The organism is Dietzia psychralcaliphila (genome assembly GCF_003096095.1).
GTDB classification, from domain to species: Bacteria; Actinomycetota; Actinomycetes; order Mycobacteriales; family Mycobacteriaceae; genus Dietzia; species Dietzia psychralcaliphila.
In genome coordinates this window covers 3,346,916-3,360,661 of sequence record NZ_CP015453.1, presented here as the reverse complement: position 1 = coordinate 3,360,661, position 13,746 = coordinate 3,346,916, and the positions used below count along the sequence as shown (strand labels likewise).

At 70.2% G+C, this 13,746-nt stretch carries 12 protein-coding genes; 6 read left to right on the top strand and 6 right to left on the bottom strand.

All coding sequences use genetic code 11. The features are described 5' to 3' along the window. Window positions 1-57 precede the first annotated feature (57 nt). A complete protein-coding gene (locus tag A6048_RS15500; RefSeq protein WP_107746746.1) occupies window positions 58-918 on the bottom strand; it encodes a mycofactocin-coupled SDR family oxidoreductase in 861 nt (286 codons plus the stop codon). A gap of 100 nt (window positions 919-1,018) precedes the next feature. On the opposite strand from A6048_RS15500, the gene A6048_RS15495 reads away from it, so the two are divergent. After that, window positions 1,019-2,551 (top strand): NYN domain-containing protein, encoded by a 1,533-nt coding sequence (locus A6048_RS15495; RefSeq protein ID WP_107747216.1) that lies wholly within the window; start codon window positions 1,019-1,021, stop codon window positions 2,549-2,551. 17 nt (window positions 2,552-2,568) lie between these two features. On the opposite strand, the gene A6048_RS15490 is transcribed toward A6048_RS15495, so the two are convergent. The 5 genes from A6048_RS15490 to A6048_RS15470 all read right to left on the bottom strand — a co-directional run bounded on the left by A6048_RS15490 (window position 2,569) and on the right by A6048_RS15470 (window position 8,772). Next, a complete protein-coding gene (locus tag A6048_RS15490; protein ID WP_107746745.1) occupies window positions 2,569-4,128 on the bottom strand; it encodes an HNH endonuclease signature motif containing protein in 1,560 nt (519 codons plus the stop codon). A gap of 311 nt (window positions 4,129-4,439) precedes the next feature. Then, a complete protein-coding gene (locus A6048_RS15485; RefSeq protein WP_107746744.1) occupies window positions 4,440-4,934 on the bottom strand; it encodes an SRPBCC domain-containing protein in 495 nt (164 codons plus the stop codon). Between the two features lie 38 nt (window positions 4,935-4,972). Further along, window positions 4,973-6,226, bottom strand: coding sequence for an alpha/beta hydrolase (locus A6048_RS15480; RefSeq protein WP_107746743.1), 1,254 nt, complete (start codon window positions 6,224-6,226; stop codon window positions 4,973-4,975). A gap of 98 nt (window positions 6,227-6,324) precedes the next feature. Further along, the gene (locus A6048_RS15475; protein WP_107746742.1) at window positions 6,325-7,257 is read right to left on the bottom strand and encodes a PspA/IM30 family protein; all 933 of its coding nucleotides are present in this window, start codon (window positions 7,255-7,257) and stop codon (window positions 6,325-6,327) included. 63 nt (window positions 7,258-7,320) lie between these two features. Continuing rightward, complete coding sequence (locus A6048_RS15470; protein ID WP_107746741.1) at window positions 7,321-8,772, bottom strand: hypothetical protein; 1,452 nt, start codon at window positions 8,770-8,772, stop codon at window positions 7,321-7,323. Window positions 8,773-9,204: 432 nt separating this feature from the next. Here A6048_RS15470 and A6048_RS15465 point away from each other — a divergent pair, with 432 nt between their 5' ends. From A6048_RS15465 to A6048_RS15445, 5 genes are all read left to right on the top strand, one after another. Next, entirely contained in the window at window positions 9,205-10,326 is a 1,122-nt protein-coding gene (locus A6048_RS15465) for a hypothetical protein (protein ID WP_107746740.1), read from the top strand. Between the two features lie 118 nt (window positions 10,327-10,444). Next, the gene (locus tag A6048_RS15460; protein ID WP_107746739.1) at window positions 10,445-11,002 is read left to right on the top strand and encodes an NUDIX hydrolase; all 558 of its coding nucleotides are present in this window, start codon (window positions 10,445-10,447) and stop codon (window positions 11,000-11,002) included. A gap of 32 nt (window positions 11,003-11,034) precedes the next feature. Beyond that, on the top strand, window positions 11,035-11,679 hold the full coding sequence (locus A6048_RS15455; protein WP_162845672.1) for a hypothetical protein: 645 nt from the start codon (window positions 11,035-11,037) through the stop codon (window positions 11,677-11,679). A gap of 73 nt (window positions 11,680-11,752) precedes the next feature. Next, window positions 11,753-12,409, top strand: coding sequence for a copper chaperone PCu(A)C (locus A6048_RS15450; RefSeq protein ID WP_107746738.1), 657 nt, complete (start codon window positions 11,753-11,755; stop codon window positions 12,407-12,409). Further along, window positions 12,402-13,700, top strand: a complete 1,299-nt coding sequence (locus A6048_RS15445) for a Dyp-type peroxidase (RefSeq protein ID WP_107746737.1) — start codon at window positions 12,402-12,404, stop codon at window positions 13,698-13,700. Before A6048_RS15450 ends, A6048_RS15445 begins: the two co-directional genes overlap by 8 nt. Window positions 13,701-13,746: the final 46 nt, after the last annotated feature.

Sequence of the window (13,746 nt, the reverse complement as noted above, 5' to 3'; positions counted from 1 at the left end):
CGTGCTTTCCAGGGCCCGGAACGGGGTCGACGCCGCGCGGCGTGAGACGCCGAGCGGTCAGAGCCCGAACTTCTCACTGCCGCCGAGGTCGATCGGGATCGACGCCCCGGTGATGCCCGCGCCAGCGGCGCTGCACAGGTAGACGGCCATCGACGAGATCGCCGACGCCTCCACCCACGGCTCCGGCAACTGGTTCATCCCGCTGAAGGTCTCGGCCGCGTCGTCGAGCGTCGTGCCCTCGCCTCCGGTCATCATCGCGATCATCGACGGGTTCTCGATCATCGGGGTGCGGACGTTGCCGGGGTGGATCGAGTTGCACCGCACACCCGAGAAGCCGAGTTCGCCGGCAAGGGACTTGGCCAGTCCACGGACCGCCCACTTGGAGGTCGTGTAGCTGGCGGTGAACGGCGCGCCCCGCAGGCCCACCATCGAGCTGATGATCACGACGCACCCGCCCCGACCGGTGGCCAGGATGTGGGGGATCGCGACCGTCGTGGTGACCCAGGTGCCCTTGAGGTTGATGTCCAGCGTCGTGTCCCACTCTTCTTCGGAGCGTTCCCACGAGGCGCTGGGCTCGGGTGAGACCCCCGCGTTGGCCACCACGAAGTCGAGGCCGCCCAGCTCGGCGACCCCGGCGTCGACTGCGTCCCGCATCCCGGCCAGGTCGCGCACGTCGACCTCCGCGGTCACGCACCGCCGGCCCAGCGCCCGCACCGCCTCCGCGGTGGCCTGCAGGTCCGCCGGGTTGGCCATCGGGTAGGGGACGGTCTCGATGTCGCGGCACAGGTCCAGGGCGATCACGTCGCACCCGGCGGCCGCGTACGCCTCGCAGTGCGCCCGGCCCTGCCCGCGGGCGGCACCGGTGACCAGCACGACCTTTCCGGTCAGCTCGGGCGGGGTGGTGGTGGGGTTCGACATGGTGGGTGTCCTTCGGTGTTCGGTGGCGGGCCCTGCGGGGTCGTCCGCCCTGCGGCATGCTGGAAGTCCAACGTAGACAAAGTGATAGGTAGTGATCATCATGCTTGAACGGACTCTTGTCCTAGTAGATACCTCGTATCTACTGGCTAGCTTTTACAACTCATGGGAGGAGGGTGCGCGAGGTCAGTTGGAGATATCCCTGGCCACGGTCGTGCACCGTTTAGACCAGGTAGCCCACGGACTCGTGGACCAGCCGGTCCAGCGACAGAACTGGTATGACGGGATCCCGGACTCCGGGCCGCATCGTTATCAGCGGACGCTCCGGGTGATCGAGGGCGTGCAGCTACGCGCGGGACAGTTGATCGAGTGGGGCGAGCGGCGTACACAGAAGGCCGTTGACACCCTGCTGGTCGCGGACATGATCCAGGCCGCCTACAAGGGTCAGTGTTCAGACATGGTGCTGGTCACCGGGGACGCCGACATGATCCCGGGGGTCCGGGTAGCCGTGGACGCGGGGGTGCGGATGCACCTCGTGGGCTTCGGCTGGGATTCCATCTCCTCGGCGTTGCGCCACGCCTGCGACACCACGATGGTCCTGGATCCGCGGACCGACTTCCATGACGCCATGCAGATCAGGGTCCTCGAGGGGCCGATCCCGCCGAAGGTGCGGACGACGACCGAGCGGCCCACCGCGCCCGGAGACGAGGCCAGCGAACTCGAGGGCGATGACGCGGTGGGGATGGTCGAGGTGGATCTGCGGTCCGATCGTGCCGCCGCCACCTCGGTCGCCGACGAGACCAGCCTGACGATCGCCGACGAGGAGTGGGCCGCCGACGCCGAGGAGCGCGCGGCCGACGAGCAGGACTGTGCCGAGATCATCGATACCCGCGGTGCGGAGGCCGGAGCTGCCGCGCCAGAGACGAAGGCATCCGGTCAGCCGCCGACCGGTGCGGGGACGCCGCCGGTGAACGGGCGTGGTGTGAAGCCGGGGGCCGGCACCGCGACCGAGTCGACGGAGAAGGTCGCCGGGGCGCAGCCACAGCCCCAGGCGCAAGCCCAGTCAAAATCCCAGCCCCATCCCCGGTCGCAGGTGGCCGAGCCCCAGTCACAGCCACCGTCCCTGTTTCAGTCGCAGACGCGGGCCCGGAACCCGTCCGCGGAGGCTCCGCTCGCAGAGGCCCCGGTCTCAGAAGCTGCGCCTTCAGAAGCTGGGCCCGACGAATCGAGGTCGTCGTCCGCTCCCGCACCCACGCCCGGGCCGGCCCCGACGCCGGGTTCGCCGCCCAATGGTTCGTCGCGGCCCAGCCCGTCGATGATGGCCCCCCACCGCCGCCCGTTGCGGTCCAAGTTCGTGCCGTTGTCCGAGGAGGTGTGGACCTCGTCCGGCGAGCAGACTCCGTTCGACGTGGGCCAGCAGTACGCCACCTGGTGGTACGAGCAGGCCGCGACCGAGGAGCAGCGTGACCAGGCGCATCTGCTCTCCGGGGGTGTCCTGCCGCCGGCGGTGGACCGCCCGCTCCTGCAGTTCGCGTGCCAGATGCTCAACGAGTTCACCCTGACCGAGGCCCAGCGGGTACGCCTGCGCGACGGATTCCACGAAGGGATCCGGGCGGTTCTGCTCAAGCACCGCTGACGTGCGCCGTCAGGGCGTCAGAACGGCGGGGGGTCGTGGTCGTAGTCGTCTGGCCCGTCGTCCTGAGCCGCGGCCGAGTTCCCGCGGCGTTCTGCGGCGATCCGACACGCACGCCGGTACCAGTGGGTACTGAGGGGCCGGGGTCGGAGCCAGGGTCGCGTGGCGGAGCCGGGTTCGGGAGGCGCCTCGGATCCGAGTCTCGTCCGGTCCCGCCACCGGGCCAGGGGGCCGTCGGGGTGAGTGGTGATGGTGTGGCCACTCTCGGTGACGATGGTCAGTGATCCGTCCCGCAGGAGCTGGTAGTACCAGGTGTGGAAGGTCTTGAACCTGTGGTGGCGCCGACACAGGCACATGAGGTTGGCCTCGATGGTCTGTCCGCCCCGGCCCGGGTCGGAGTGGTCGAAGGGGACGGCATGATCGATGTCGCAATCGTCAGCGGGTACCGAACAACCGGGGTGTCGGCAGGTGCCGTCGCGAAGACGGATCCGGCGGGCCAGTTCGGCGCTGATCCGGTAGCGGCGCGCGCCGCCGGCGGAGTCCGCGGCCCCTGCCTCGGGATCGGGTAGCGAGATGTGGGCCCCGACGCTGCGAGCGAGCAGTGCGATGAGTGCGTCGATCGACGCCGGCCCACCCCGGGGGAGGTAGACCTCCGGCTCCTCGCCCGGTCCGCGCGGTGCCAGGATCGTGATGATCGGTCGGATCTGCGGCGCCGGGGAGGCTCCGGGCCGGCCTGTACCGTCGCGCTGGTCACCGGCTCCGTCGTCCTGGTCGCCGGTACCGAGGATCGCGTCGACGAGTGCGTCCGCGCGGTGCTGCTGACGGGAACGGGCATGCGGGTCGTACGCCGGCCCGGTGCCGTTGCGGACGGCCTCGATTCGGGCCTCCTTCTCGCGATCGAACCGCTCCCTGGCGGTGTCCTCGAGCACGTCGTGGATCGCGGACGCCTCGGTAGAGGTGAGGTGCGCACGGAGCTCGGCCATGCCGTCCACCCCGCGCCGGACGCTGACCCGACGCTCACGCGCCGCGGCGGCACACCGGGCCAGGACCCCTTCCGGGTCGAAGGCCGCGATGATGCTGTCGGTCTTGGCCAGGATCGCGTTGCGGCCGGGCCGCTCGCCGGATTCGATGGCGTCCAGGAGCCAGTCCACAACCAGGCGGTGCACGGCGTCCAGGACGGAGTGGTCGACCGTCCGCATCTGCCGGACGAGCATCCCTGCCGTGCGCTCGTCCAGGAGGCCGGACCCCATTGCCTCGACGATCCCCGGGAAGCGGATGACGAGATCCCGGGCCAGCGTGAGCATCGCCGACGCACGGTGGTGATGAACGCCGTACGTGGCGACCAGTTCCGCGCAAGCGACGTCGAAGGGGTCGAGCACCGCGTGGTCGCGCGGGCGCTCCGGCCCGTCGGGGTCGTAGTAGCCGGCCTCGACGTCTCGGGCGAACTGCTCCTCCTCGCACAATTCCAGGAGATCGTGGCAGGCCTGCAGGCGGGCGGCAGCGGCTCGGTTCTCTGTGCGGAGGGCGTCGAGGGCGGCCAGACCGGCCGCCGCGATCCCCGAACCGTGTTCTGCCGGCATCCGCCTCACTCCTCCCCGATGCCCATATAATCGCTCGTGTGTTCGATAGCGCAACACTAGCAACGAGGTACGACACAGCGCTCTGACCACGGTCTATGCGGTCGGGGCGGCGGGGGCAGCGGGGGCAGCGGGGGCAGCAGGGGCGGCCGGGGCGGCCGGGGCGGCCGGGGCGGCCGGGGCGGCGGGGCTGCGGTGTCAGGGACGGGGATGGGGATGGGGATGGCGAAGGGGACGGGGATGGCGGAGGGGATGGAGAAGGCGAAGGGGATGGGGATGAAAGGCAGGGAGCGAAGCGAGCCGCTCCGGACCGCTCACCCGCCGAGCAACGCCCGGTAGTGCTCTGCGAGGCCGGGGTAGTAATCCGGCTCGAAGTTCAGTGCGTCCGGATCCCGGCCCGCCTCGGCCTCGACCAACCGGTCCAGGTAGTACTCCCACCCGGGACCGATGGAAGACGCGGACTCGGCGTCTGCGATGTCCTGTTCCAGGGAGATGGCGGCCTCGTCGTCGTCGCCCTCGACACGGACGGTGAGCAGCCACCCGCCCGGTCCGGTCCTGACGACGAGGAGTCCCGGCGCCTCACAGGTCACCACCTCGACCCCGTCGACGGGGTCGCCCCCCTCGGCGGTCATCGTGAGCTGGACGGTGCCGGACGCCGGGTCGCCCGACCACGGGCCGATCCACCGAGCGGTGCGGGCCGGGTCGGTGACGGCGGCCCACGCCTCCTCGCGGGACATGGGCAGGCGGCGGGAGAACACGACGGCTCCCGAGTCGTCGAGGTATCCGGAGGCCGTGGGAGTGGTGGTCATGGCGTCTCCTCGCGATGAGAGAGGCGCCGGGGGAGGTGTCAGCGCAGCGCCGGCATCAGCGTATCGCGCATCGGGGCGATGAAACGGCCGAAATTATCCCAGTTGTGCAGGCCGGTGGGCAGGTAGTCGACCCGGGCGGGGATGCCCAGCTCGTCGAGGCGCCGGTCCATGGCGACGGTGCACGCGTGGGTGGCGATCTCCAGCCCGGTGCCCTGGGAGAACCGGAGCAGGTCGCGGCCGTTGCGGTCCCACTCGGTGGCATCGGGCATACCCGTCGCTGTGGCGAGGTACAGGGTCTTGCCGCGCAGCTTCTCGGCGTGGAGCAACCCGTCGTTCTGCGCGTAGGCGGGGTCGGTCCGCGGACCCCACAGGTTCGCGATGTTCCCGCCGCGGGTCTCGGTGACGATCTTGGCCAGGACGAATCCGAGGTCGTCGCGCGCGGTGTAGCAGCCGGCGATCGCTCCGACGGCGGAGTACAGGTCCGGGCGGTGTTCGGCCAGGGTGACGGCGCTCGCCGCACCCATAGACAGTCCGGCGATACCCCGCTTGCCGGTGAACGGCAGCTCGCCCGATTCGAGCAGCGGGGGGAGCTCCTCGGTGAGGAAGGTCTGCCACTTGTTGCGGCTCAGGATCGGGTCGTCGTTCTGCCAGTCCGCGTGGAGGGAGCCGTCGGCGCGCGCCGGCATGACCAGGGTGACGTGCTCGCCGGCGAAGGCGTCCTGGACGTGGCCCGGCAGGAGCCACCCGCTGGGGGACGGCGAGTCGACGCCGTCGAGGAGGTAGAGCATCGGTGCCGGGGCGTTGGACGTGGGCCGCCAGATCTCCACCGGCAGGACACGGTTCATGGACTCGGACGCGATCCACCAGCGCTCGAAGCGCGTGTCGCCGCCAGCCACGCGTGGGTCACCGATCTCCTTGTGGCGGACCTCTGAGACCGTGACCGGCTCGGACTCCATCCCGATCGGCGGGGTGGCCAGCGTGTTCTGCGATCCGGTGCCGAGCGACGGCAGCGTCCCCAGGCCCGCCAGCGACTCCGTCCCGGTGGACCCGGTCGAACCGATGGTCGCGGAACCAGCGCCAGCGCTGGACGGGTCGACGCTGCCCCCGACCTGGTTGATCGAACCGATATTGCCCGACGAGCCCGACGAGCCCGGCAGTGACTGTGCGGCGACCGGCGCGGCCATACCGCCGATCAGCCCGAAGGCCAGGACTGGCGCGAGCGCCGGGGTGAGCACTCGGGACAGCGTCGGCGCGAACGAGCGGGAGGCGGAGGACGAGCGGCGGTCGGACACGGGGCTCCTAGGTCGAGCGGAACGGGATGCGACCGTCGAACTGGCCCGTGACGGTGACGCAACGACAATAGTTCGCCGCCCCGCCGCGCGCGAACCTCTTATTCCCGGGTGTCGCGGGGGAGCGTGGGTCCGGAGAGATCGGAGGGGCCCGGCTCCGGGGTCCCCGTGTCCTGGGGGGTGGGGCCCGGGGATCCCGCCTCGGTGGGCGTCGCCGCGTCAGCGGAACCGTCGGCTCCGGCACCCTCGGTCAGCTGGCGGTCCGTGGTGGCACCTGCCCCGGCGCCCTCGACGGCGGCGCCGCCACCGGTCAGCCCCATGGACGCACGGATCTGCTCGAGCTTGGACTTGCCCTCCGACTCGCGCGTGAACGCGGCGGCGTCGAGCTGCGCGGTGGACGGGGCCCCCGTGGCCTCCGCGAGCTCCTGCTTGCCGAGCGCCGTGGTGTAGCGGCCCTCGATCTTGGCCCGGATCTCGTCGAACGTGGGCGAGTTGCCGCCGCCGACGCCTTCCAGCGAGGTCATGGACTCGACGGTGCGGTGCTGCATCTCGGCCTGCGTGGCCTGGAGCAGCAACTGGTCCTCCTGGGCCAGCGTCTCGCGCAGCCGCTGGTCGGACTCCTTGACCGCCTGCTTGGCCTGCTCGGCGGCCTGGACCGCCTGCCCGTGCAGTTGCTTGGTGTTCTCGAGGTCCTGCTCCAGGGTGACCATCCGGCCGGCCAACTGCTCGGCCTGCGAGTCGAACTGGGCCGCGCGGGCGGTGTCCCCCTCGGCCCGGGCCGACTCGGCCACCTGGAGGGTCTGCCGGATCTGGCCCTGCACCTCGTCGAGCTGTCGGGTCTTGGTGCCCATCGCTATCTCGAGCTGCTTGGCGTTGCCGATCACGGCGGCCGCCTGGTCCGTCACGGACTTGTGCTGCTGGCGGGCGTTGTCCATGGCCTGGCGGACGAGGATCTTGGGATCCGCGTTGTCGTCGACCGTCTTGTCTAGCGAGGCCTTGAGGTAGTTCCAGCCCTTGGAGAACGGGTTCGGCATGGCGGGGTCCTTACTGTCGGCACCGGCGGACCCCGGACCGGGTGATCGGTCCGGGACGTGTTCCTACCTCTTGACGGTACCGAGCAGTGCGGCCACCGGCAGGGCGGTCCGCGGCAGGTAGGGCTGGCGCCACAGTCCGCCCGACGCCGCCCCGTGGGACTCGTGCTCCCACTGCACCCCGACGTCGGGCCGCCCCACGTTGAGGTCGTGGACCATGAGTGCGGCGAGCATCGCCGACGAGGTGGCCGGATCGAAGATCTCGATGCCGAACGCGTGCGCGCCCTTGTAGGTGGCCGCGAGGATCTTGTTCTTGGTGACCGAGCGTGTGTCGGTGGCGGGGGCCACGTTGACCGAGACGGTGTGGCCGTCCGCGAACGCGGTGGTGGCGCGCCAACGCTGTACCCGCTTGGCGAGCGTGTAGTTGGGCCCCTGCTGGGGGACCAGCGCGTCGTGCACCGCCGGGCCGTTCCCCTTCTCGTAGTTGCGGTGGAAGACCTTCTGTCCGGTCAGGGTGCCGACGATCTTCTTGACGTCGGTGGCCTTGCGCGCGGCGAGAGCCGCGTCGGAGGCCCGGCGGACGTCGGCGGGGACCACGAACGTGTCCATGGGGGTGGCGAGGTAGGCCAGGGCGTCGGCGGTTCCGTCCTTCAACAGGTCCACGACGAGGGCGTCGGCCGCGGACGAGAGCTGGACGTGGGTCCCACCGTCGGCGTAGAAGTAGCTGCCCACGGTGAGCGGGGCCGGGGCGGCGGAGCGGGCCCATGCGGCGAGCTCCGGGAGCTGGGTCAGCAGGTCGATGCCCGGCCGCCCATCCTCGAGTGTCGGGAAGTGGAGCCTTCCCGCGAACCCGGAGGCCTGCTCGCGGTACCGGTCCCACACCGGGCTCGACGGGAGGTCGACCCCCAGGACGTCGGCGCCCCACTGCAGCAGCCGATGGGCGGGTCCCATCTCGGAGCCCAGGCCGAGCACGAGCATCGCGCGGCCGGGCAGCGAGAGCCACTCAGGGTTGTCCTGCACCAACCTGAGAGCGTCCGCGCAGCTCGGCTCGATCACTCCGGCCGCGACCCACGTGTCCAACCGGGCGCGCAGGAGGTCACCGGTCAGTTCCTCACCGCGGTAGGGGATGGACAACTCCGTGACCGGGGCCGCCGTGCCCTGGACCGTCTCGGTCCCCGGGGTGGATCGGGAGGGGACGACGGCGAGGTAGTCCGCCATCGGGGTCTCGACCATCTGGCCATCGACCTCATGGACTCCGACCATCCGTGACTGGAGTGACTCGAGGGCTGCCCTGGCCACCCCGTCCCACGCGGCGGCATCGGCGACGCCGGCACTGACCAGCTCCGTGAAGGGCTGGATGTAGCCCTTGCGCCAGTCCTTGATCTTGTGGACCCGTTCGGCCGCCGCCGGGTCCACGGTGGCGAGCGCGTCGGCGACGACCTGCTTGGCCAGCCGCCCGGACGAGCGGTTCCCGGCCGAATCGGTGGGGAACTGAACTCCGGTGATGTTCGGTGTCATGTCGCTCCTGGATCGGGGGCAGAGTTTTCCGAGGTTAGCCTCACATTTACCCATGTCGTGGCCCCGTGCGCGGCGTGTTGGCCGCGAGTCGGACAAATCCGGGTGAGAAGTGATCAATGTCACTAATTGGACCGCCGCGCAAAGGTTTATTAACTAAAGCTCACTTATTAAGGTTCACATAAGTCGAGGTAGTCGCATGGGAGGGGCCTCTAAGCGGCAATCATTGCCCGGACCACGGGGTCTGGGCGTAATCGTGCGGCTTGGTATTACCTGTGCCTAAACGAGACTTCTTGTAACAAGTCCAGAAAATTGCTCGATAGGGTGGTGACACGATCCGACGGTGAGTAGCCCCAGGGCTGCACGCCGGACCGGGCGACGAGGGGGAGAACCCGGGTCGCTGGGTCGTCACCAACAATCAGGAAGGCAATTCCTATGAAGAACACCAAGCGGATGATCGCCGTCATCGCAGCCTCCGGACTCGCGCTCGGCTCCATGCCGGGTGTCGCCAACGCGCAGAGCGCAGGCCTCAACCTCGATCTCGGCACCGCGCTCGGCTCGTCCGGCCCGGATGCCTCACTCGGAGGCCTGGGTCTGGACCTCGGTCTTGCCCTCGGTTCCACGGGTCCCGACGGGCTCCTGGCCGGTTCGGATGCGGGTTCGGACGACCTGTTCACCGGTTCGGACGCGGGTTCGGACGACCTGTTCACCGGTTCGGACGCGGGTTCGGACGACCTGTTCACCGGTTCGGGAGATCTCTCCTCCGGTTCGGATGCGGGTTCGGACGATCTGGACACCGGTTCGCTGACCAACATCTTCACGGGTTCGGATGCGGGTTCGGATGAGCTCGATGGGTCGCTTGACGACATCTTCACCGGTTCGGATGCGGGTTCGGATGACCTGTTCACGGGTTCGGATGCGGGTTCGGATGAGCTCGATGGGTCGCTTGACGACATCTTCACCGGTTCGGATGCGGGTTCGGATGACCTGTTCACGGGTTCGGATGCGGGTTCGGATGAGCTCGATGGGTCGCTTGACGACATCTTCACCGGTTCGGATGCGGGTTCGGATGACCTGTTCACGGGTTCGGATGCGGGTTCGGATGACCTTGATGGGTCGCTTGACGACATCTTCACCGGTTCGGATGCGGGTTCGGATGACCTGTTCACGGGTTCGGATGCGGGTTCGGATGACCTTGATGGGTCGCTTGACGACATCTTCACCGGTTCGGATGCCGGTTCGGATGACCTGTTCACGGGTTCGGGCGACCTCTCCTCCGGTTCCGACGCCGGTTCGGATGACCTGGACCTCGGCTCTGTCATCGAGGGCTCCGAGGCCGGCACCGGTTCCGACGCCGGAAGCCTGCTCGCAGTCGGCTCGCTCGCTGCTGCCGGCATCGGCATCGGCCTCGTCGTCTCCGGTGGCGTCAACCTGTCGCCGCTCCCGTCGATCGACGTCGGCATCGTCTGCACGCTGCCGCCGGAGGCCATCGAGTTCCTCAAGGACAACGGCTCCATGGAGCAGGATGAGTGCGAGCCCGAGGAGGAGCAGAACTGAGGTTCTGCCCCATCCACGCTGACTGAGTCAGCGAACGGATAGCTCCACCAGTAATCCCCGTCGACCTCACGGTCGGCGGGGATCGCTGCATTTCCTGTGTCTGGATACGCTCTGGGCTATGTCCGTCCCCGACTTCGTCCTCGAGCTCCGCCGCCACTTGGGCACCGCGCCGCTCTGGCTGGCCGGAGCCACCGCCGTCATCCGCGACCCCCACGGCGAACGCGTCCTGCTGGTTCGCCGGGCCGACAACGGCTGGTGGACCCCGGTCACCGGCATCGTCGACCCGGGCGAGCATCCCGCCGAGGCCGCAGTCCGCGAGGCGCTGGAGGAAGCCGCCGTGAGCATCCGCGTGGACCGCGTCGCGTCCATCGGCGTCTCCCGGATGGTCACCTACGCCAACGGCGACCGCGCGCAATACCTCGACCACACCTTCGCCTGCACCTACCTCGGCGGCGATCCGCACCCCGCCGACGGCGAGAACACCGACGTCCGCTGGTTCGCGGTCGATGACCTGCCCGAGATGCGCCCCCACATGCTCGCGCGGCTCGAGGCGGGACTGGCGGACGAGGAACGCACCCGGATCGAGCCCGCCACCGAATCCGCTGACACCGAATCCGCTGACACAGAATCCGCCGACACCGAGTACCCAGAAGCCGGGCCCGCAGACGCCGGATAGGTCCGGCCCCGCACGCGATCTAGAATTGGCTCATGCCCGCCGACCGATTCCGAGCCGAGGTCCCGCCCGTGGTGGCAGCGGCCGTCGGGATCGTCGTCGCGGTGGTCAGCGCGGTGTTCGGCATCGCCGCCCACGGCCTGGCAGCCGGAACGACTGCGGTGGCCCCGACCCCCGGCCAGATCCTGTTGATCGCGGCGGCGAGCGCGGGCGTGGGGGCCGCCACCGCGGCCATAGCCCGGCAACGGTCTCCGATCCTCGTGGCCGCGGGCGGTCTGATCGTAGGGCAGGGCGCCGTTCACCTGGCACTGGCTACCGGGCACACGCACTCGTCCACACCGGGCTCCTCGCACGCCGCGCTCGGCCACCACGTGACCGACCCAGCACTCGTCCGCGCCGCGATGGACAGTGCTTCGGGATCCGAGTTGGCCACCTCCCCGGCGGCGCTGCTGACCCCCGGAATGCTCGGCGCCCACCTGGCCGCCATCGCCGTCACGCTCGCCCTGGTGGCGGTCCTGTCCGTATCCCTGGCCTGGGTGGCAGCGCGGGTGATGCCGCTTCTGGCGACCGTCCACCTCGTCGTCGTCGCCAAGCTCGTCTCCTCCTACGACGCCGGCGCCCCACGCGGCCGGTTCCTCCTTGCCCGCGGAGGCACCCGGGCGCCGCCCGTGGCTGTGTGACCTGACCTCACGTTCCGGCTGCGCCACGCGCTGCCGGGCGACCTCACACACCACACCAAGGACTGACACACCCATGCGTTCCCACACCCGTGCCTCCCACACCCGTGCCTCCCACAAACGTGCCCCCCACAAGCGTGCCGCCTTCGCCGCGGCCACCGCACTGGCCCTCGCCCTGACCACTGCGGCGTGCGCCTCCGACGACACCACCGAGGCCACCGGCGCCCCCGACCAGACGAACAGCGCCGAGGCCACCAGCGTCGTGACTCTCGACGATGGCTGGGCCAAGGCCACCGGCACCGACATGAGCGGAGTCTTCGGCACCATCCGCAACCCGGGCGACGACGACGTCCACCTGACCGGCGTCTCCGGCGAGCTCGGGGGCCGCACCGAACTGCACGAGACCGTCCCCGGCGGCAGCGGGATGATGATGCAGGAGAAGGAGGACGGCTTCCTCGTCCCCGCCGGCGGCGAGCTAATCCTGGCGCCCGGCGGCGACCACATCATGCTGATGGAGCTGGACCAGCCCATCACCACCGGCCAGCAGATCACCCTGACGCTCGAGTTCTCCGGCGGCACTCAGGGCGGCGGCACCGAACAGGACGTCACCGTCTCCGCCCGCGACTTCCGTGGAGGCGAGGAGGAGTACGTCGGCGGCGAGCACGGCGGTATGGACCACGGCGGCATGGACGAGGGGGGTATGGACCACGGGGCCATGAGCCACGATGGCTGATCAGGCCTCCCGCGGTCTGTCACGGCGGTCGGTGCTCACCCGCGGCGCCGGAGCCGTGGTGGGTGGCGCTGTCGTCGGGAGTGGCCTGGTCGGCGGCGTGGTCGGGGGCGCCGCCGGGTACGCGGGCCGGGGAGCCCTCGACGACGGCGAGGCCGTCCCGGACTGGGAGACGGTCGCCGACTCGCGAGTCGTGGGGGCGGCCACCGAGCCCTTCCACGGCGCACACCAGGCCGGCATCACCACACCGCCGCAGGCCCACGCCGCGTTCGTCGGATTCGACATCGCGGCGGGGGCGACCCGCGCCGAGGTCCAGGGCGTCCTGCGGGCGTGGTCCCAGGACGCCGCACGGCTCACCTCGGGTCGCGGCGGGTTGGCCGATCTCGAGCCCGAACTGGCCGAGGACCCGGCACGGCTCACGGTGACCATCGGGTTCGGTCCCGGACTGTTCGACGCGGTGCGCCTGCCCGAACGGCGGCCGTCGTGGCTGCGGCAGTTGCCGGCGTTCCCGCAGATCGACCAGCTCGAGGACCGGTGGTCGGAAGGGGATCTGCTGCTGCAGATCTGCGCCGACGACCCGCTGATCGTCTCGCACGCCGCCCGGATCCTGGCCTCCGGCGTGCGCGGGGTGGCCGAACAGAAATGGGCGCAGCGGGGGTTCCGCAAGGCCGTGGGCACCGACCCGACCGGCCGCACGCAGCGAAACCTGTTCGGTCAGATCGACGGGACCGTCAACCCTCGGCCCGATGACGTGGACTACGACCAGGTCGTGTTCTCCGACGGCAGCTCGTCTGACGGGCAGGTCCAGCGGTGGATGCGGGGCGGGTCCTCACTGGTGCTGCGCCGAATCCGAATGACCATGGACACCTGGGAGGAGATCGACCGCACCTCCCGCGAGCTGAGCATGGGCCGGCGGATCGACACCGGAGCGCCGCTGACCGGGGTGGCCGAGCACGACCCGGCCGACTTCGAGGCCATCGACGACGTCGGTCTGCCGGTGATCCCGCCCGAGTCGCACATGGCGCGGGCCCGGCAGCGCGATCGCGGCGAGGCCATGCTCCGGCGGCCGTACAACTACGACGACCCGCCGGAGCGCGGCCTGATCAGCAACAGCGGCCTGATCTTCACCGCCTACCAGGCCGACCCGGTGCGCACCTACATCCCCGTCCAGCAGCGGCTCGCCGAGCAGGACGCGCTCAACACGTGGACCATCCCGATCGGGTCCGCCGTGTTCGCGCTCCCGCCCGGCGCGCCGGAGGGCGGGTACGTGGGGCAGGGGCTGTTCGAGGGCTGATCTGACACGCAGCCGCCCCCGGCGATGAACCCCCGCGCGAGCATCG